Source organism: Rhodovulum strictum (assembly GCF_009649175.1).
In the GTDB taxonomy this organism is placed as follows: domain Bacteria; phylum Pseudomonadota; class Alphaproteobacteria; order Rhodobacterales; family Rhodobacteraceae; genus Rhodovulum; species Rhodovulum strictum.
This window is the reverse complement of the sequence record NZ_WJPO01000008.1, coordinates 120051-139162: the sequence shown is the minus strand read 5'-3', so window position 1 is coordinate 139162 and position 19112 is coordinate 120051. Positions and strand designations below refer to the sequence as shown.

Annotated in this window: 15 protein-coding genes; 7 read left to right on the top strand and 8 right to left on the bottom strand. The window is 66.5% G+C overall.

Annotated elements, in window-relative coordinates:
* Nucleotides 1-308: 308 nt before the first annotated feature.
* Nucleotides 309-1712: a helix-turn-helix domain-containing protein gene (locus GH815_RS07625; protein WP_153748165.1), complete on the bottom strand. Its 1404-nt coding sequence runs from the start codon at nucleotides 1710-1712 to the stop codon at nucleotides 309-311.
* A 172-nt stretch (nucleotides 1713-1884) separates the two neighbouring features.
* On the opposite strand from GH815_RS07625, the gene GH815_RS07620 reads away from it, so the two are divergent.
* The 5 genes from GH815_RS07620 (at nucleotide 1885) to htpX (ending at nucleotide 7166) form a co-directional block, all read left to right on the top strand.
* Nucleotides 1885-3084, top strand: a complete 1200-nt coding sequence (locus GH815_RS07620; protein WP_153748164.1) for a pyridoxal-phosphate-dependent aminotransferase family protein — start codon at nucleotides 1885-1887, stop codon at nucleotides 3082-3084.
* 34 nt (nucleotides 3085-3118) lie between these two features.
* The gene (locus GH815_RS07615) at nucleotides 3119-4060 is read left to right on the top strand and encodes an HpcH/HpaI aldolase/citrate lyase family protein (protein ID WP_153748163.1); all 942 of its coding nucleotides are present in this window, start codon (nucleotides 3119-3121) and stop codon (nucleotides 4058-4060) included.
* A 33-nt stretch (nucleotides 4061-4093) separates the two neighbouring features.
* Nucleotides 4094-5266, top strand: coding sequence for a malate--CoA ligase subunit beta (locus GH815_RS07610; RefSeq protein ID WP_153748162.1), 1173 nt, complete (start codon nucleotides 4094-4096; stop codon nucleotides 5264-5266).
* An 11-nt stretch (nucleotides 5267-5277) separates the two neighbouring features.
* Nucleotides 5278-6174 (top strand): succinate--CoA ligase subunit alpha, encoded by an 897-nt coding sequence (sucD, locus tag GH815_RS07605; RefSeq protein ID WP_153748161.1) that lies wholly within the window; start codon nucleotides 5278-5280, stop codon nucleotides 6172-6174.
* Nucleotides 6175-6260: 86 nt separating this feature from the next.
* Entirely contained in the window at nucleotides 6261-7166 is a 906-nt protein-coding gene (gene htpX / locus GH815_RS07600) for a zinc metalloprotease HtpX (protein ID WP_153748160.1), read from the top strand.
* Nucleotides 7167-7168: 2 nt separating this feature from the next.
* Here htpX and GH815_RS07595 read toward each other — a convergent pair whose 3' ends face one another.
* The 7 genes from GH815_RS07595 to GH815_RS07565 all read right to left on the bottom strand — a co-directional run bounded on the left by GH815_RS07595 (nucleotide 7169) and on the right by GH815_RS07565 (nucleotide 16456).
* The gene (locus GH815_RS07595) at nucleotides 7169-7939 is read right to left on the bottom strand and encodes a hydroxypyruvate isomerase family protein (RefSeq protein ID WP_153748175.1); all 771 of its coding nucleotides are present in this window, start codon (nucleotides 7937-7939) and stop codon (nucleotides 7169-7171) included.
* 8 nt (nucleotides 7940-7947) lie between these two features.
* Nucleotides 7948-9231: a TRAP transporter large permease gene (locus tag GH815_RS07590; protein WP_153748159.1), complete on the bottom strand. Its 1284-nt coding sequence runs from the start codon at nucleotides 9229-9231 to the stop codon at nucleotides 7948-7950.
* Nucleotides 9228-9725 (bottom strand): TRAP transporter small permease, encoded by a 498-nt coding sequence (locus GH815_RS07585; RefSeq protein ID WP_153748158.1) that lies wholly within the window; start codon nucleotides 9723-9725, stop codon nucleotides 9228-9230. The genes GH815_RS07590 and GH815_RS07585 overlap by 4 nt, the downstream gene beginning before the upstream one ends.
* A 67-nt stretch (nucleotides 9726-9792) precedes the next feature.
* Nucleotides 9793-10761, bottom strand: coding sequence for a TRAP transporter substrate-binding protein (locus tag GH815_RS07580; RefSeq protein WP_153748157.1), 969 nt, complete (start codon nucleotides 10759-10761; stop codon nucleotides 9793-9795).
* Nucleotides 10762-10790: 29 nt separating this feature from the next.
* Entirely contained in the window at nucleotides 10791-11777 is a 987-nt protein-coding gene (denD, locus tag GH815_RS07575; RefSeq protein ID WP_343030711.1) for a D-erythronate dehydrogenase, read from the bottom strand.
* 84 nt (nucleotides 11778-11861) lie between these two features.
* Nucleotides 11862-15089: a carbamoyl-phosphate synthase large subunit gene (gene carB, locus GH815_RS07570; protein ID WP_153748155.1), complete on the bottom strand. Its 3228-nt coding sequence runs from the start codon at nucleotides 15087-15089 to the stop codon at nucleotides 11862-11864.
* 71 nt (nucleotides 15090-15160) lie between these two features.
* Entirely contained in the window at nucleotides 15161-16456 is a 1296-nt protein-coding gene (locus GH815_RS07565; protein WP_170290316.1) for a glycosyltransferase family 87 protein, read from the bottom strand.
* Between the two features lie 353 nt (nucleotides 16457-16809).
* Between GH815_RS07565 and bchE the strand changes: the two genes are divergently transcribed.
* Both bchE and bchJ read left to right on the top strand, forming a co-directional pair.
* Entirely contained in the window at nucleotides 16810-18459 is a 1650-nt protein-coding gene (gene bchE, locus GH815_RS07560) for a magnesium-protoporphyrin IX monomethyl ester anaerobic oxidative cyclase (protein ID WP_153748153.1), read from the top strand.
* Nucleotides 18456-19055, top strand: a complete 600-nt coding sequence (bchJ, locus tag GH815_RS07555; RefSeq protein WP_153748152.1) for a bacteriochlorophyll 4-vinyl reductase — start codon at nucleotides 18456-18458, stop codon at nucleotides 19053-19055. Before bchE ends, bchJ begins: the two co-directional genes overlap by 4 nt.
* Nucleotides 19056-19112 lie beyond the last annotated feature (57 nt).

Below are 19112 nucleotides of genomic sequence, written 5' to 3'. Positions count from 1 at the left end.
GGCGATACATCTCCTCATACAACGCCCCGTCAACATGCGCTCCGCGCGCAAAATCAGGCGAGGGGGGGTAAAGTCTGTCGGTATCGTCCCCGGCCGCTGTCGCGTTCATCCTGTCGGTCTCCTCTTCCTACCCACCGGCGGACGCGGCCGCGTCACCGGTCTTCACGTTTTTGGCATTTACCACGGACTGTAAAAAATCAACGAAGCAATGCGCATGCGCCTGCTGAATTGTGAAGGTTCTGACCGAAGCGGCCAAATCCATGTAAATTCGTTGACAAATCGCGCCGCTCCCGATCATCCATGCGCGCTCAGCTTTCATAGCGGGTCGCTCCGCGGCGGCGTTCGTCAACGGGATTGGCCAGGATCGCCGCGTGATGGGCGCGCTGGTCGCAACTGGCGCGCGGGCAGACCCGGCAGTTGATGCCGATCGGTGTCACGCGCGCGCCGGTCAGCCCCTCGGAATAGCCGATCTCGGCGGCATGTTCGATCGCGCAGCCCATCGCCACCGCCAGCCGCATGTCCTGGCTGTGGCGGGTGAAGGTCGGCCGGTCCACGGTGCGCGAGAACACGAAGAACTGGCTGGAATCGGGCATTTCGACGAATTGCGGCACGATCCGGCCCGGCGTGCGGAACGAGGTGTGCACATCAAGCCGCGGGCAGGCCCCGCCATGTTCGGCCAGGTGGAAATCGGTGGCGTTGAACCGTTTGGTGACATTGCCCGCCTTGTCGATCCGCAGAAAGAAGAACGGCACCCCCTGCGCGCCCGAGCGTTGCAGCGTGGTGGCGCGGTGGCAGGCCTGTTCGAAGCTGACGCCGAAGCGGATCGCAAGATGGTCGAAATCGTACTTGCTGGCACGGGCTTCGGTAAGGAAGCGGTCATAGGGCATAAGCACGGCGGCGGCGAAGTAGTTGGCCAGTTCCACCCGGCAGCGCGACAGCCCCTGCGGATCGGCGATGCCGGATTGTTCGAGCAGCCCATCCAGCGTTTCGCGCTGTTCCATCAGTCCCGCCACATGGACAAGCTGGAAGACGCGGTTGGGATGGTCGAGCCCTTCGGACAGCAGGATTTCGCGCCGGCTCTCGTCATGTTCGCGCAGGCCCTGGCGCAACTCGTCCACCGGCACGATGCGCACCGCAAGGTCCAGCCGGTCGCGCAGCCGGGCCTTGAGCGCGGGGTAAAGGTCGTCGGGCGCGACGCGCAGCCCCTCGCAGAAGGTTTCGGCGGCGGTTTCAAGCTCGGCGAAATGGTTGTGCTTGCGGCGGAAGAAATTGTGAACCACCGCCTCGGGCGACGAGGCAAGCAGCGCATCGCCATCCTCGCGGGTGGCATCGGTGACCGCGAGCAGCCGGTCGGTCGCGGCCAGATAGGCGCGATGCAGGTGCAGAAAGCAGGATACCAGTTCCGGGCTGTGAACCTGGGCCGCGCGCAGTTGCGTGATGTCGGGGCGGCGGGCATCGAACAGCGGATCCTGCACGGTTGCGCGCAGATCGGCCAGAACGGTCGTATCCTCGTCCTCGGCGATCTCGCGCCAGTCGACGCCATAGGTTTCGAACAGCCGCAGCATGACCGCAGCCGAGACGCTGCGCTCGTTCTTTTCCAAGAGGTTGACATAAGAGGTGCTGATCCCCAGCGCCTTGCCCATCTGCGCCTGGGTCTCGCCGCGCTCCAGCCGGAGCCGCCGAAGATGCGGACCGATGAAGGTCTTGAGCATGTCTCCCCCTCCGCGCCCTCCCCGGCGCGTCGTTTTCACGTTTTCACAGTTTTTCGTAAATGTAAAACCTCGCATTCACAGCAGGACCCGTATTCGCTTCGCCTTTCTCTTGGCTTGTGGGCAAGTCGGCGCAGATCAGGCCGAGACAACGCCGCGCGAGGAGGATCCTGACATGAAGACCGGCTTCACCCACCTGTTCATCCCCGGACCGACCAACATTCCCGAACCCGTCCGACAGGCCATGAACGTGCCGATGCAGGACATGCGGGCGCCGGATTTCGGCGATCTGACGCTGGGGCTGTTCAAGGATCTCAAGCGGGTGTTCCGCACTGACACGGGCACGGTGTTCCTGTTCCCCGGTTCGGGCACGGGCGCGTGGGAGGCGGCGATCACCAACACGCTGAACCCGGGCGACAAGGTGCTGATGTCGCGCTTCGGGCAGTTCTCGGCGCTTTGGGTCGAGATGGCGGAACGGCTGGGCCTGGATGTCGAGGTGATCGACGTGGCTTGGGGCGCGGGCTGCCCGGTCAAGGAATATGCCCGCCGTCTGGGTGCCGACAAGAAGGGCGAGATCAAGGCGGTCTTCGTCACCCATAACGAAACCGCGACCGGCGTGACCTCGGATGTCGAAGGCGTGCGCAAGGCGCTGGATTCCTGTTTCCACGAAGCGCTGCTGTTCGTCGACGGGGTGTCCTCGATCGCGTCCATCGACTTCCGGATGGACGAATGGGGCGTCGATCTGGCCGTGACCGGCAGCCAGAAGGGGCTGATGCTGCCCGCGGGGCTGGGCGTCCTTGCCGTCAGCCAGAAGGCGATGGCAGCGTCGAAGACCGCCACCATGCGGCGCGCCTATTTCGAATTCTCCGACATGGAGAAGCTGAACGCCACGGGCTATTTCCCCTATACCCCGCCCACGCAGCTGTTCCACGGCTTGCGCCGGTCGCTGGACCGCATTTTCGCCGAGGGGCTGGACAATGTCATCGCCCGCCATCACCGGCTGGCCGAGGGGGTGCGCCGGGGCGTCAGGGCCTGGGGGCTGAACCTGGTGGCCGAGCATCCGGCGTTCTACTCGGACACGGTGTCCGCGATCCGCACGCCTGCCGATGTCGATGCGCGCGAGGTGATCCGCATCGGATACGAGCGTTACAACATCTCGTTCGGCACGGGGCTGGCGCAGCTTTCGGGCAAGGTGTTCCGCATCGGCCATCTGGGCGATCTGAACGAGGGGATGTGCCTGACCGCGCTTTCGCTGGCGGAACTGTCGCTGGCCGCGGCAGGTGCCAAGGTCGAGTTCGGCTCGGGCGTGGCCGCGGCGCAGAAATGGTATGCGGAAACCGCCCCGGCCTGCCGCATCCATATCGCGGCCGAATGAGGCATCGCAGAAACATCCGGAACGGAGAACAGGCATGAGCCACACCCTTCACCCGCTCAGGCGGCAACGCTTGCAGCGGTCCGAACTGGCGGTCCCCGCCTCGAACCCCACCATGGTCGAGAAGGCCGCCGACAGCGCGGCCGATTACGTCTTTCTCGACCTAGAGGATGCGGTTGCGCCGCCCGAGAAGGAACAGGCCCGCAGGAACGCGATCCAGGCGCTGAACGACATCGACTGGGCGGCCAAGGGCAAGACGGTTTCGGTGCGGATCAACGGGCTTGATACGCATTACATGTATCGCGACGTTGTCGACGTGATGGAACAGGCGGGCGACAAGGTTCACACCCTGCTGGTGCCCAAGGTGGGCGTGCCTGCGGATCTTTACATGGTCGAGGCGATGGTCAACCAGATCGAGCAGGGCAAGGGATACCAGACCCGCGTCGGCCTTGAGGCGCTGATCGAAACCGCGCTGGGCATGGCCAATGTCGAGGACATCGCGCGGTTCGGCGGGCGGCTTGAGGCGCTGCATTTCGGGGTGGCGGATTACGCGGCCTCGATGCGGGCGCGCACGGTGAATATCGGCGGGCTGAACCCGAACTATCCGGGCGATCAATGGCATGCCTCGATCACCCGGATGGTGGTGGCCTGCCGCGCCTATGGGCTGCGCGCGGTCGATGGCCCCTTCGGCGATTTCTCGGACCCCGAGGGTTACAAGGATGGCGCGCGGCGTGCCGCAGCGCTGGGTTGCGAGGGCAAATGGGCGATCCATCCCAGCCAGATCGCGCTGGCGAACGAGGTTTTCAGCCCGCCCGAAACCGAAGTGACACGTGCCCGGCGCATCATCGAGGAATTGCGCAAGGCCGAGGCCGAGGGGCGGGGGGCCGCAGCATTGGACGGCAAGATGATCGACGCCGCGTCGGAACGGATGGCGATGAACGTCATCACGGTGGCCGACGCGATCGCGGCAAGGGGCTAGGGCAGCAGGTTCGCAGCTTGCGGGAGAAAAGAGATGGACATTCACGAATATCAGGCCAAGGAAATCCTTGCCGGTTTCGGCGTGCCGGTGCCGCGCGGCGGGCTGGCCTACAGCCCCGAACAGGCGGCCTTTCGCGCGCGCGAACTGGGCGGAAACGCCTGGGTCGTCAAGGCGCAGGTTCATGCGGGCGGCCGTGGCGCGGCGGGCGGCGTCAAGCTCTGCAAGTCCGAGCGCGAGGTCTACGACTTCGCCAAGGGCCTTCTGGGTCGGCAATTGGTGACACGGCAGACCGACCAGAACGGCAAGGGCGTCTACCGGCTCTGGGTCGAGGAAGCCACCGACATCGCCAAGGAACTGTACCTGGGCTTCGTGCTCGACAGGAAGTCCGAGCGCATCATGCTCGTCGCCTCGTCGAGCGGCGGCATGGAGATCGAGGAGATCGCCGAGGAAGACCCCGACAGCCTTGTGCGCATGGTGGTCGATCCCGCTCATGGGCTGGTCGAGTATCAGGCCCGCGAACTGGCGTTCCGGCTGGGGCTGAAGGGCGATCAGATCGGCCAGATGGTCAAGGCGGTGCGCGCCTGCTACCGCGCCTATCGCGACCTTGACGCCACCATGGTCGAGATCAACCCGCTGGTCATCACCGGCGCGGGCGATCTGGTGGCGCTGGATGCCAAGATGAGCTTCGACACCAACGCGCTCTATCGCCGCCCGCAGGTCGCCGCGCTGCGCGACCCCAGCCAGGAGGATGCGCGCGAGGCGATGGCCCATGACAATGGCCTCGCCTATGTCGGGCTCGATGGCGATATCGGCTGCATCATCAACGGCGCCGGGTTGGCCATGGCGACGATGGACATGATCAAGCTGTCGGGCGGCGAGCCTGCGAATTTCCTGGATATCGGCGGTGGCGCCAGCCCCGAACGGGTGATGACCGCCTTTCGCACCGTGCTGTCGGATGCCAATGTCAGCGTGATCCTTGTCAACATCTTCGCGGGCATCAACCGCTGCGACTGGGTCGCAAAGGGCGTGGTCGAAGCCTACCGGGCCGAGGGGCTGACGCTGCCCGTGGTGGTCCGGCTGGCGGGGACCAATGTGGACGAGGGCCGCAGGATCATCGACGACTCCGGCCTGCCGCTGATCACCGCCGAGACGCTGGCCGAGGCCGCCGAAAAGGCCGTGGCCGCGCGCCCGAAAAAAGCTGCCTGAGGGAGGACCGGATGGCCATTCTGATCGACGAGAAGACCCGCGTAGTGGTGCAGGGCATGTCGGGCCGCATCGGCAAGTTCCATGCCCAGGAAATGATCGAATACGGCACCAATGTCGTGGCAGGCGTCACCCCCGGCAAGGGGGGCGAGACGGTGCTGGGACGGCCCGTCTTCAACACCGTGCGCGAGGCGGTCGAGGCGACGGGGGCCGAGGCCGCGTTGCTGTTCGTGCCGCCGCCCTTTGCCGCGGATGCGATGATGGAGGCGGCGGATGCCGGTATCCGCACCGCGGTCAGCGTGACCGACGGCATCCCCGCGCAGGACATGATGCGGGTGAAACGCTTCCTGCGCCGCTACCCGCGCGAGAAGAAGATGCAGCTGATCGGGCCGAACTGCGCGGGCGTGATCTCGCCCGGCAAGGGTTTCATGGGGATCATGCCGCCGCATATCTACATGCCGGGCCGGGTGGGCATTGTCGGCCGCTCGGGCACGCTGGGCTACGAGGCGGCGAGCCAGATGAAGGCGCTGGGCATCGGCGTCTCGACCAGCGTGGGCATCGGCGGCGACCCGATCAACGGCTCGTCCTTCAAGGACATCCTCGAACTGTTCGAGGCCGATCCCGAGACCGATGCCGTGATGCTGATCGGCGAGATCGGCGGCCCGCAGGAGGCCGAGGCCGCCGCCTATGTCGAGGCGCATATGAAGAAACCCGTGGTCGCCTATATCGCGGGGCTGTCCGCGCCCAAGGGCCGCAAGATGGGCCATGCCGGCGCGATCATCTCGGCCTTCGGGGAAAGCGCGCAGGAAAAGGTCGAAATCCTGACGGGCGTCGGCATCACGGTCGCGCCGAACCCCTCTGCCATGGGCCAGACCATGGCCGATGTGCTGGCAAGGCGCGTGGCGGCCTGAGGCGCAAGAGCCCGGGGGCGCGCGGTTGCGCGGCTCCGGGCGCCCCCTATATCCTGCGCAAGTGGTGCAAGGAGAGGGGATGATCCATGGGCTATACCAGAACCGCGATGCTGATGGCGGCGATGACCGCCCTGTTCATGGGCATCGGCTATCTGCTGGGCGGCAGCGGCGGGGCGACCATCGCGCTGGTGGTGGCGGCGCTGATGAACGTCTTCACCTGGTGGAATTCCGACAAGATGGTGCTGCGGATGCACAACGCCCAGCCCGTCGGCCCGAACGACCGCTCGGGCCTGTCGCAGATGGTGGCGGATCTGGCGCGCAACGCGAACATGCCGGTGCCTGCGGTCTATCTGATCGACACGCCCCAGCCCAACGCCTTTGCCACCGGCCGCAACCCCGAGAACGCGGCGGTGGCGGTGACCACGGGGCTGATGCAGACGCTCTCGCGCGAGGAACTGGCGGGCGTTGTCGCGCATGAGCTGGCCCATATCCGCAATCATGACACCGCGATCATGACGGTGACGGCAACCTTTGCCGGGGCGATCACGATGCTGGCCAATTTCGCGCTGTTCTTCGGCGGCGGGCGCGACAACCGGCTGGGGCCGATCGGGACCATCGCGCTGATGATCCTTGCGCCGATGGCTGCGGCGCTGGTGCAGATGGCGATCAGCCGGACGCGGGAATATGCCGCCGACAAGGCCGGGGCCGAGATCTGCGGCCAGCCCCTGTGGCTTGCCTCGGCGCTGGAGCGGATTCAGGTGGGTGCGGCGCGGATCGACAATGACGCGGCCGAACGCAACCCCGCGACCGCGCATATGTTCATCATCAACCCGCTGCACGCCCACAAGCGCGACAACCTGTTCGCAACCCACCCCGCGACCGAGAACCGGATCGCGGCGCTGCGCGCGATGGCGGGGGCTGCGCCGCGTGCAGGTGGCGGCGCGCCCTGGGGCGCTGCCTCGCGCGGGCCGTCCGCAGGGCCTTGGGGCTGATTTCAGCCCCCGCGCCAGTCGGACAGCCAGCCCAGACCGGCCGCGATATCCCCCCGCGGCCGGTATTCCGCGCCGAAGGGGCGGGTCCAGCCCTCGGCGGCGAATTCTGACAGCAACCAGCGGAAATCCACCTCGCCCCGGTCGGGTTCGGCCCGGTCGGGCACGCCTGCGAACTGGATATGGCCGATGCGGTCGCGCGCGGCACGGAACCGGGTCAGCAGATCGCCGCCGGTGATCTGCATGTGATAGCAATCGAACAGGATCTTCAGGTTCGGCCGATCCAGCGCCGCGACGATCCGCAGGGCGTGATCGAGGCTGGCCAGATGATAGCCCGGCACGTCGCGCGGGTTCAGCGGCTCGATCAGGATCGTGATCCCCCGGGCCGCGGCCAGATCGCAGGCATGGGCCAGATTGGCGCGGAATGCCGCCTCTGCCCCCGCCGCGCCATGGCTGATGCCCGCCATCACATGCACCGCCCCCGTGCCAGTGGCCGCGGCATAGTCCAGCGCCTGCGCGATCCCGGCCCGGGCCTGCGGTTCGCGGCCGGGCAGGGCGGCCAGCCCGAATTCGCCGCGCGCGCGGTCCCCGGGGCTTGTGTTGAGCGAGAGCATCGGCAGACCCGTTTCGGCCAGCGCGGCCGCCACCTCGGCCACCGGAACCGCATAGGGGAAATGGCACTCGACCGCGTTGAAACCCGCCCTTGCGGCGGCGCGGATCGCATCCGGCAGGGCCGGGTCGGTGAACAGGAAGCCCAGATTGGCCGAGAACCGCAGCCGCCCCATCAGCCGCCCCGCATCAGCATCTCGACCGGCCAGAGCGTGATCGCGGGGACATAGGTGATGACCATCAGCGCGGCGAACACGGTCAGCACGAACCACAGAAGCTGGGGAATGATCCTTTCGACCGGCAGCCGCGCCACCGCGCAGGCGGCGAACAGGTTCACCCCCAGCGGCGGCGTGATCATCCCCAGCGCCAGGTTCACCACCACGATCAGCCCGAAATGCACCGGATCGACCCCATAGGCCACCGCGATGGGCGCAAGGATCGGGGCCAGCACAAGGATCGCGGCCGAGGTTTCGATGAACATCCCCACCACCAGAAGCAGCAGGTTCACCGCCAGCAGAAAGGCGATGCGGCTTTCGAAGACATCCTTGAACCAGGCCGCGATCTCGTTCGGCAGGCCCGAGCGGGTGACAAGAAAAGAGAACAGCGCCGCCGCCGCGATGATGAGCATGATTGCCGAGGTGGCGATGACGGTCCGTTTCAGCACGCCGGGCAGGTCGCGCAGCCGCAGGTCGCGGTAAAACCCCATGCCGACGATCAGGGCGGTCGCGACCGCGACGGCGCTGGCCTCGGTCGGGGTGAAGATGCCGGAATAGATGCCGCCAAGGATCACCACCGGCACCGTCAGCGCGGGCAGCGCCGCCCAGAGCGCGGGGCCAAGGCGGGGGCGGTCGGCGCCATCCTCGCGCCCGATGCCGCGTATCCGGCACAGGATCAGCACCAGCGCCATCAGCGCGCCGCCGACCAGCAGGCCGGGGCCGATGCCGGCAAGGAACAATTGCCCGATCGAGGTATCGGTCGAGACGCCATAAAGGATCAGCGGGATCGAGGGCGGGATCAGCACGCCCAGTTCCGCGGAACTGGCCTGTACCGAGGCGGCCATGGGGGCGGGATAGCCATGGCGCACCATGGCCGGGATCAGGATTGCCCCGATGGCAAAGGTCGTCGCGACCGACGAGCCCGAGACCGAGGCGAACAGCATGCAGGTCAGCACGCAGGACGCCGCCAGCCCGCCCTGGATGCCGCCCACGATGGATTTCGCCAGTTCCACCAGCCGATGCGAGATGCCGCCCGCCGACATCAGGTTGCCCGCCAGGATGAACAGCGGAATCGCCATCAGCGGAAAGCTGTCGAGTCCGGTGAACATCCGCTGCGCCACCAGCAACAGCGGCAGCCGCCCCTGCACCTCGATCCCGATGACCGAGGCCAGCCCGATGGCGACCGCGATGGGCACGCCCAGCAGGAACAGGATCGCCAGCGACAGCGCAAGTGCCGCGTTCATCGGGGGGCCTCCAGCGGGTCGTCCTCGCCCCGCCAGGCGCGGATCATGCAGCCCAGAACGGCGATCAGGATGAAGGCCGAGCCGACCGGCAACGCGGCATAGACCCAGGCGATGGAAATCTCCAGCGCGGCAAGCTTCTGGCGCATCACCCGGCCGGTCATGGCCCAGCCCTGCCAGAGCAGGATGGAAAAGAAGCTCAGCGTCAGGACCATCGACAGCTGGTAAAGCGCGCGGCCCAGGCGGCGGGGCAGGGCGGTCTGGACGATCCCGACCGAGATCATCGCGCCTTCGCGAAAGGCCGGTGCCACGCCCAGAAAGACCGACCAGATCATCGCAGAGCGCGTGACCACCTCGGACCAGGTCGAGGGATTGCCAAGGACGAAGCGCGCCGTCACCTGATAGAGCGCGAGTGCGGCCGCGATCAGCAGGAACAGGATCGCAAGCCACAGCGCGATGCGGGTGGTGACCGCCTCGATCCGCAGGAACAGGGTCATGGGCGTGCCGGTCCTGCCGCAGCACCGGCGCAGGGGGCTGCGCCGGGCCGGGCCGTGGGGTGCGGGGTCACTCGACCGCCTTGATCCGCTCGACCATCCCGGTGCCGTACTGGTCGGTATAGACGGCATAGGAGGATTGCTCGGCCAGCGCGGCAAAGGGGGCGCGGTCGATCTCGGTGATGACCTCCATCCCGTTTGCCAGAAGCATGGCGACGCCTTCTTCCTCCAGCCGGTTCACCTCGGCCCGGGTTGCGGCGGCTGATGCCTTTGCCGCCTCCAGGAACCATCCCTTCTGCTCGTCGCTAAGCCCGTCATAAAGCGCGGGCGAGGCCAGCACGACGGCAGGCGAATAGACATGCCCCGTGAGCGAGACGTATTTCTGCACCTCCCAGAACTTGGCCGCGGTGATGACGGTGACCGGGTTTTCCTGCCCGTCCACGACGCCCTGTTGCAGCGCGCCGAACACCTCGGGCCATGCCATCGGCGTGGGCGCCGCGCCCATGCCGGTAAAGGCGGCCATGTGGACCTTGTTCTCCATCGTGCGCAGCTTGAGCCCTTGCAGATCCTCGGGCGTGCGGATCGGGCGCTGGGAATTGGTCACATGGCGAAAGCCGTTTTCGGTCCAGGCCAGACCCACAAGGTTGTTCTCGCCGATCCGGTCCAGCAATTCCTGCCCGATCTCGCCATCCAGCACCTTGCGGGCATGGTCGTAGTCGCGAAACAGGAAGGGCAGGTCGAGCGCGAAGATCTCGGGCACGAAATTGCCCAAGGGGCCGGTCGAGGTGATGACGACATCCATCGACCCGATCTGCAACCCCTCGATCATGTCGCGCTCGCCGCCCAACTGGCTGGCAGGCGCCTGTTCGCCGGTAAAGGCGCCGCCCGAAAGTTCGGTCAGCGTGTCGATGAAGGCTTGCGCGCCGACGCCGTAATGCGAACTCGGCGACAGCGCGTGGCCGACGACGATCTTTTGCCGGGCCTCGGCGCCGGTGGTCAGCGCAAGCGCGGCGATGCTGCCGATCAGGACGTGTTTCATGGGTCTCCTCCCTTGGTTTTTCCGGTCTTTCAGGCCGCAGCTACCCCCGTGCGGTCCATGTGTTCGCGCAGAAGTTCGGCGAAATCGGCGTTCGGTGCAAAGCCCAGCGCGCGGGCGCGGGGTGTCTCGATCCCGCCGGGCCAGCTTGCGACGATGGCTTCGGTCGCGGGGTCGGGGGCGGGGCGGATCAGGGCGGCGGTTTCGGGTCCGGCCAGCCGGGCAAGCGTGTCGATCATCTCGTCCACGGTCACGGAAATGCCCGGCAGGGTGATCGTCGGCTCTCCGCCCAGCGCCTCCTGCGCCAGCGCCGCGGCCGTCAGGATATGGTTTAGCGCCCGTGCGGGCGAGCCAAGATGCAGCCGCAGCTCGCGCCCCACCGGGAGGTCTGCGGGCAGCCCGGCCAGCGGTTCGCGCAGGATGCCGCTGGCAAAGCCCGAAGCCGCGCGGTTGGGGGCCCCGGGCCGCACCGCGATCGTGGGAAAGCGCAGCGACCGGCCATGGATGAACCCCCGGCGGGTGGCATCGCGCACCAGCAACTCGCCCATCAGCTTTTGCGTGCCGTAAGAGGATCGCGGCGCGGGCGGGGTGTCTTCGGTGATCGTGGCATTGCTCGCGCAGGAGAAGACCGCCACTGACGAGGCGAAGATCAGTACCGGCGGGCGGCGCATCGCGCGGCAGGCATTCACCAGATCGACGGTGCCGTGCAGGTTGACCGCCATGCCAAGGTCGAAATCGGCCTCGGCCTGGCCCGAGACCACGGCGGCCAGATGGATCACCAGATCGGGACTGTCCTCGGCCAGCCGGGCCAGCGTGGCGGGATCGGACAAGGCGCCGGGCAGGGCATGGACGCGGCGCAGCCGGGCCAGCCGGTCAAGCGGCTCGGCGGCGATGTCATTGGCGATGATCGCCGAGATCCGGCGCGGCTCGCCGTTCAGCGCCATGGTGTTGCGCGTCGACAGCGTCTTGACGAGCATCTGCCCCAGAAATCCGGCGGCACCGGTGATCGCGATCCTCACGCCCCGCATCCTCCCAATGCTTGCGCGGGGAGGCTGGCATCCTATCGGCGGGGCGTCAATCGCCTGTACAGGGGGCCGGCGGGCCTATTCCTGAAGGCTTGCGACCTCGATCTCGCCTTCTTCGCGCGATTTCATGGCCAACGCGGCGGCATGGCTGCCCGCGGCGGTGGTGAAATAGGGGATGCGGTCCATCAGCGCGACGGTGCGCATCGAGCGGCTGTCCTCGACCGCCTGCGCGCCTTCGGTGGTGTTCATCACCAGATGCACCAGCCCGTCCTTCATCACATCGACGATGGTGCGCCCGCCCTCATAGGCCTTGTTCACGATCTCGGACGCGATCCCGTGCTCGGCCAGGAATTTCGCCGTGCCGCGGGTGGCAAGGATGGAAAAGCCCAGTTCGGTCAGGATCTGCGCGGTTTCCAGCAATTCGGGCGTCTTGTCGGCATCCTTGATCGACAGGAACACCGTGCCCTCATGCGGCAGATGCGTGCCCGCGCCCATCTGCGCCTTGAGGAAGGCGCGGGGGAAGGTGCGGTCATAGCCCATCACCTCGCCGGTCGAGCGCATTTCGGGGCCCAGCAGCGTATCGACACCGGGGAAGCGGGCAAAGGGCAGCACCGCCTCCTTCACCGCGAAACCCTCGATCTGGGGATCGACCAGATCGAAATCGGCCAGCTTCTCGCCCGCCATGACCCGCGCGGCAATGGACGCGATGGGCGAATTCACCGCCTTGGCGACGAAGGGCACGGTGCGGCTGGCGCGGGGGTTCACCTCGATCAGGTAGATCTCGCCATCCTTGACCGCGTATTGCACGTTCATCAGCCCGACGACACCCAGTTCCAGCGCCAGCGCGCGGGTCTGGCGTTTCAGTTCCGCGACGATCTCGGGCGCCAGCGAATAGGGCGGCAGCGAACAGGCGCTGTCGCCGGAATGAACGCCCGCCTCCTCGATATGCTGCATGATGCCGGCCACATGCACGTCCTTGCCGTCGCAAAGCGCATCGACGTCGATCTCGGTCGCGCCCGACAGATAGCTGTCCAGCAGCACCGGCGACTTGCCGGAGACCACCACCGCCTCGGCGATGTAGCGTTCCAGATGGGCCATGTCGCGCACGATCTCCATCGCGCGACCGCCAAGGACGTAGGAGGGGCGGATCACCAGCGGAAAGCCGATGTCCCCGGCGGCCCTGACCGCCGCTGCGGCAGATGCGGCGATGGCGTTATGCGGCTGCTTCAGCCCCAGACGGTTGACCAGCGCCTGGAACCGCTCGCGATCCTCGGCCAGGTCGATGGCGTCGGGCGTGGTGCCCAGGATCGGGATGCCCTCGGCCTCCAGCGCATTGGCCAGCTTCAGCGGCGTCTGCCCGCCGAACTGCACGATCACGCCATGCAGCGTGCCGCGCTCCTGCTCGACGCGCAGGATTTCCATCACATGCTCGAAGGTCAGCGGCTCGAAATACAGCCGGTCCGAGGTGTCGTAATCGGTCGAGACGGTCTCGGGGTTGCAGTTGACCATGATGGTCTCGTAGCCCGCATCGGTCAGCGCGAAACAGGCATGACAGCAGCAATAGTCGAACTCGATCCCCTGGCCGATCCGGTTCGGGCCGCCGCCCAGGATCACCACCTTCTTGCGCGTGCTGGGCCGCGCCTCGCACTCGACATCGCCCATAACGGGCGTTTCATAGGTCGAATACATGTAGGGCGTCTGCGCCTCGAACTCGGCCGCGCAGGTGTCGATGCGCTTGAATACGGCGGTCACGCCCAGATTGCGGCGGGCGCGGCGCACCTGATCCTCGTCCCGGCCGGTCAGCTGGGCAAGGCGGGCATCGGTGAAGCCCATCATCTTGAGCTTGCGCAGGCCCTCTTCGGTGACGGGCAGGCCGTCCTTGCGCAGCTTGTCCTCGGTCTCGACGATCTCGCGGATGCGGGCGAGGAACCAGGGGTCGTATTTCGTGGCGGCATGGATGTCGTCATCCGACAGCCCGTGCCGCATCGCCTGCGCGATCACCCGCAGCCGGTCGGGCGTGGCCTTCGACAGGGCGGCCACGACCTGCGCATGGTCCGGCGCGCCCTCGATCTCGATCTCGTCGAACCCGGTCAGGCCGGTTTCCAGCGAGGCCAGCGCCTTTTGCAGCGATTCGTGGATGGTCCGCCCGATGGCCATCGCCTCGCCCACCGATTTCATCGCGGTGGTCAGTTCCGGCTTGGCACCCGGAAACTTCTCGAAGGCAAAGCGCGGGATCTTGGTCACGACATAGTCGATGGTCGGCTCGAAACTGGCGGGCGTGACCTTGGTGATGTCGTTGTCCAGTTCGTCCAGCGTATAGCCAACGGCGAGCTTCGCGGCGATCTTGGCAATCGGGAACCCCGTCGCCTTGGACGCCAGCGCAGACGACCGCGACACGCGCGGGTTCATCTCGATCACCACCATGCGCCCGTCTTCGGGGTTGATCGCCCATTGCACGTTCGACCCGCCGGTTTCGACTCCGATCTCGCGCAGCACGGCGATGCTGCCGTTGCGCATGATCTGGTATTCCTTGTCGGTCAGCGTCAGCGCGGGCGCCACGGTGATGGAATCGCCCGTATGCACCCCCATCGGGTCCACGTTCTCGATGGAACAGACGATGATGGCGTTGTCCGCCTTGTCGCGGACCACCTCCATCTCGAATTCCTTCCAGCCCAGCAGGCTTTCGTCGATCAGGATCTGGTTGACCGGCGAGGCGTCGAGGCCGGTCTTGCAGTAATGCACGAATTCCTCGCGGTTATAGGCGATGCCGCCGCCCGTGCCGCCAAGCGTAAAGGCCGGGCGGATGATCGCGGGCAGGCCCACATGATCGAGCGCGGCGATACATTCCTCCATGCTGTTGGCGATGGTGGCCTTGGGGTTTTCCAGCCCAATCCGGTCCATCGCCTCGCGAAACAGCTTGCGGTCCTCGGCCATCTCGATGGCCTGCCGGTTGGCGCCGATCAGTTCCACCCCGAAGCGGTCCAGCACCCCCATGTCGGCGAGCTTGAGCGAGGTGTTCAGCCCGGTCTGTCCGCCCATCGTGGGCAACAGCGCGTCGGGCCGTTCCTTTTCGATGATACGGGCGACGATTTCGGGCGTGATCGGCTCGATATAGGTGGCGTCGGCCAGACCCGGATCGGTCATGATCGTGGCCGGGTTCGAGTTCACCAGGATGACCCGGTATCCTTCCTCGCGCAGCGCCTTGCAGGCCTGGGCGCCGGAATAGTCGAACTCGCAGGCCTGGCCGATCACGATGGGGCCCGCGCCGATGATCATGATGGACTTGATATCGGTTCTCTTCGGCATGGGTCTTTCCCCCGGGGCTGGCAAATTGCTGGGGGTTATAGACAAGCGCCGGGGGCACGCAAGGGTGCGGCTCAGGTTTTTGCGCTGGGCGCCGGTCCCGCCCGGGCCGGGAACAGGAAGGCCATGCCAAGGATCAGGAACAGCAGCGCGCCCAGAAGCTGGAAGTCGACGCCCAGCTTGAACATGAGTGGCAGCACCGAGGCGTGCATCGGACCGAACACGACCAGCAGCACGCCGCCGCCGCGCAGCCAGCCCTGGCGCGACAGGATCGCGGGGGCGAATGCGGTGGCCGCGATGAAATAATAGCCCCAGGCAATCGGCCCGATCAGCGGGAACAGCGCCAGTGCCGCAGGCCAGAGCGCGGCGTAACGTGCCGTCGGCCCGGCCCGGGCCATCGCCAGCGCGAAGCCCGCGGTCAGTGCCGCGAATGCTGCCTGTCCGGCAAGGGCCAGCGCCGGGCCCTTTTCGGCCACGGTGATCGCGCGCGGCAGGTCTGCGGTCGGGGTGGTATGGCCCAGCAGAACCTCGATCGGCGCATCGGTCAGCTGCCTGACCATCACCGCATCAAGGCTGAAGGACAGCGGACTGAAGAACCCGGTCCGCCCTATTGACGCGACATGGCCCAGAAACTCGGCATGCAGCGGCCAGCCCGCGACCGCAACCGACATCAGCCCCAGCCCCAGCCCCAAGGCCGCAAAGGCGCCAAAGGCCCGCCGCTCGCCCGAGGCCAGCCAGAACAGCGCGAAGACCGCCGGGAACAGCTTGAGCGACGCGGCCAGCGCCGCCCCGGCGCTGACCGGCCGGTTCGCGCGCGTCCGCTCCAGCGCCAGCACGATCAGGAAGGCGACAAGGATCTGAGCCTGGTTCTGCATGATCGCGATCCTGCCGACCGGCGTCATCAGCAGAAGCGCCAGCGCGATCGCCACATGAACGACAACGCCCTGCGCGCTGCCGCTGGCCCGCCATGCCAGCAGGCAGGTCGCCAGCAACAGGGCCGGGTTGACGAGGCTGGCCAGCGCGGCAATCGCCTGGAAATCGGCGACCTGCCCGATCAGCCCGAAGACCCAGGCCCAGAGCGGCGGGTAGACGAAGGGATAGACGAACCCCTCATAGCCCGCCGCGCGCGCCCGTTCGGCCCAGCCGTCTGGGGGCAGCATCCGGAAGACGGGTTCGACCGGGGCATAGACCTCGCCCGGCGCGCCGTCGGCAAAAGCCTGTCCGGCCAGCCAGAGCGGTAACAGATCGCCCGACAGTCGCGGGATGGTCAGGACGGTCAGAAGGACGGTGCCCAGAACGCCCATCGCCAGAACCACGAGCGCCGCCCGCCGGATCATCAGGCGAAGCGGGATGGGACGGGTCAGGATCATGCGCAATGTCATCCTTGGAAATACCCCATGCCGGGGGCGTCAGGATAGTCCGGTGCGGGTTTACGACTCCTTTCCCGCGACCATGCCCATGGCGCGGCGAGGGCCAGTGCCGCGGAATCGCCCCTGCGCGGGGCAGGACGAGTCGGGAACGCCCCGCGGCAGAGGCTCGGCGCCGCCACGCGGGCCGGAGCCTGTTCGACGACGAGCCGGAAATGCCATTTTTTCCAGAGTGATGGCGCCGCCATCCGGCGCCCCGCCCTGCTGGCAGACGAACCTGACAGCGATTTGACTTGTGTCAATTCAGGTTGACAGCGGATGTGTCATGTTGTCCCGCGAAACAGGGGAGTCGATCCATGCGCATTGTCTTTTTGCATCCCAACTACAAGTCCGGCGGTGCCGAGATCGCGGGCAACTGGCCCCCGGCCTGGGTGGCCTATCTGACCGGCGCGTTGCGGGTGGCGGGATACGATGACATCGTCTTCATCGACGCGATGACGAACAACCTTTCCGAGGATGTGGTCCGCGCGCAGTTGAAGCAGTTGCGGCCCGACGTCGTCGCCACGACCTCGATCACGCCGTCGATCTATGCCGCCGAGCGGCTGCTGGAAATCGCTAGGGAAGAAGTGCCGAACGCGGTGCGCGTGCTGGGCGGCATCCACGCCACCTTCATGTTCAAGCAGGTCCTGTCCGAGGCGCCCTGGATCGACGTGATCGTTCGCGGCGAGGGCGAGGAGATCATCGTCGAGCTGATGAACGCGATCCGCGACAAGCGCTGGCCGGAAAACCGGCGCGACATCAAGGGTCTGGCCTTCCTCGATGGTGACGAGATCGTGGCCACCGCCGCCGCGCCCACCATCAAGAATGTCGACGCGATCAAGCCCGACTGGGACATCCTGGAGTGGGAGAAATACATCTACATCCCGCTCAACTGCCGGGTGGCGATCCCGAACATGGCGCGCGGTTGCCCGTTCACCTGCTCGTTCTGCTCGCAGTGGAAATTCTGGCGCGACTACCGCATCCGCGATCCGAAACTGGTGGTCGACGAGATCGAGGAACTGGTGAACAAGCACCAGGTCGGATTCTTCATCCTTGCGGACGAGGAACCTACGATCAACCGCAAGAAGTTCATCGCCTTCTGCCAGGAACTGATCGACCGCGGCCTGCCCGACAAGGTGAAATGGGGCATCAACACCCGCGTCACCGACATCCTGCGCGACGAGGAATACCTGGCCTTCTACCGCAAGGCGGGGCTGGTGCACATCAGCCTTGGCACCGAGGCCGCGGCGCAGCTGAAGCTTGACCAGTTCAACAAGGAAACCCGGGTCGAGGACAACAAGCGCGCGATCCAGCTTCTGCGCGAGGCCGACATCCTGACCGAGGCGCAGTTCATCGTCGGGCTCGACAACGAGACCCCCGAGACGCTGGAAGAAACCTTCCAGATGGCCTGGGACTGGCAACCCGACCTTGCCAACTGGGCGATGTACACGCCCTGGCCGTTCACGCCGCTGTTCCAGGAACTGCACAACAAGGTCGAGGTGTTCGACTACAGCCGCTACAACTTCGTGAACCCGATCATGAAGCCTGCGGCGATGGATCGTGCGGAACTCCTGGACCGGGTGATGAACAACTATCGCCGGTTCTACATGCGCAAGGCGCTGTTCCATTACCCCTGGCGCGGCACCGGGTTCCGCCGCCGCTATCTGCTGGGCTGCCTCAAGGCGTTCCTCAAGGCGGGTGTGGGGCGGACCTTCTACGATCTGGGCAAGAACAACTACTGGGGTCCGCAATCCAAGGACAAGGTCAAGTTCGAGTTCGACATGGATCGGCGTCCCGCCCAGGCCCAGATCGACGACTGGGTGTCGAACGCCGACAAGGCCGCGCAGGCCGCGGCCAAGCGGCAGTCCAAGGACAACAGCTTCAAGATGCCGACCGAAGGCGGCGCATCTGCCGCCGATGTCAGGGTCTGCGGCGGCGGCGACCAGCAACTGGAAGACGCACGATGAAAGACACCCTGTCCGGCCACGGTTCCGGCCGGATCGGACCGAATGCCGTGCTCCAGCTTCTCCCTGTGCTGGAGGCGGCGGGCGGTGCGGCGCTTCGCGACGAGATGCTAGATGCGGCGGGCCTTTCAGCGCCCCCGTCGGATACCGGCCTCATGGACGAGGGACCGGCCGCCGCCATGCATCGCGCGTTGCGCCGCCGCCTGCCCGGCCGCGCGCCCGACCTCCTGCGGGAGGCGGGTGCGCGGACCGGGGATTACATCCTTGCACACCGCATCCCGCCGCTTGCGCAAAGGCTGCTCAAGGCGCTGCCGCCCGCGCTGGCCGCGCCGGTGCTGGCCAAGGCGATTGCCAAGCATAGCTGGACCTTTGCCGGTTCGGGCGCGTTCCGCGTCGTCTCGACCCGGCCTCTGGTCTTCGAACTGACCGACAACCCGCTGATCCGGGGCGAACATGCGCCCCACCCGATCTGCGGCTGGCACGAGGCGGTGTTCGACCGCCTGTTCCAGACATTGGTGGACAAGCGCCTGCGCACCCGTGAAACCGCCTGTGCCGCGACCGGCGCATCGCTCTGCCGGTTCGAGATCACCCGCGGCTGAGGGCCCTGCCTCCCCTTGACTTCGGCCCCCATCGGGGGTGTATCGGCGCGGACCTGT

Bases quoted from the DNA above. Each gene is read 5' to 3' on its own strand.
- sucD (WP_153748161.1), top strand. From the start codon at position 5,278: ATGGCCATTCTGATCGACGAGAAGACCCGCGTAGTGGTGCAGGGCATG.
- GH815_RS07585 (WP_153748158.1), bottom strand. From the start codon at position 9,725: ATGACCCTGTTCCTGCGGATCGAGGCGGTCACCACCCGCATCGCGCTG.
- carB (WP_153748155.1), bottom strand. From the start codon at position 15,089: ATGCCGAAGAGAACCGATATCAAGTCCATCATGATCATCGGCGCGGGC.
- GH815_RS07615 (WP_153748163.1), top strand. From the start codon at position 3,119: ATGAGCCACACCCTTCACCCGCTCAGGCGGCAACGCTTGCAGCGGTCC.
- GH815_RS07590 (WP_153748159.1), bottom strand. From the start codon at position 9,231: ATGAACGCGGCACTTGCGCTGTCGCTGGCGATCCTGTTCCTGCTGGGC.
- GH815_RS07580 (WP_153748157.1), bottom strand. From the start codon at position 10,761: ATGAAACACGTCCTGATCGGCAGCATCGCCGCGCTTGCGCTGACCACC.
- GH815_RS07565 (WP_170290316.1), bottom strand. From the start codon at position 16,456: ATGATCCTGACCCGTCCCATCCCGCTTCGCCTGATGATCCGGCGGGCG.
- GH815_RS07610 (WP_153748162.1), top strand. From the start codon at position 4,094: ATGGACATTCACGAATATCAGGCCAAGGAAATCCTTGCCGGTTTCGGC.
- GH815_RS07620 (WP_153748164.1), top strand. From the start codon at position 1,885: ATGAAGACCGGCTTCACCCACCTGTTCATCCCCGGACCGACCAACATT.
- htpX (WP_153748160.1), top strand. From the start codon at position 6,261: ATGGGCTATACCAGAACCGCGATGCTGATGGCGGCGATGACCGCCCTG.
- GH815_RS07625 (WP_153748165.1), bottom strand. From the start codon at position 1,712: ATGCTCAAGACCTTCATCGGTCCGCATCTTCGGCGGCTCCGGCTGGAG.
- bchJ (WP_153748152.1), top strand. From the start codon at position 18,456: ATGAAAGACACCCTGTCCGGCCACGGTTCCGGCCGGATCGGACCGAAT.
- bchE (WP_153748153.1), top strand. From the start codon at position 16,810: ATGCGCATTGTCTTTTTGCATCCCAACTACAAGTCCGGCGGTGCCGAG.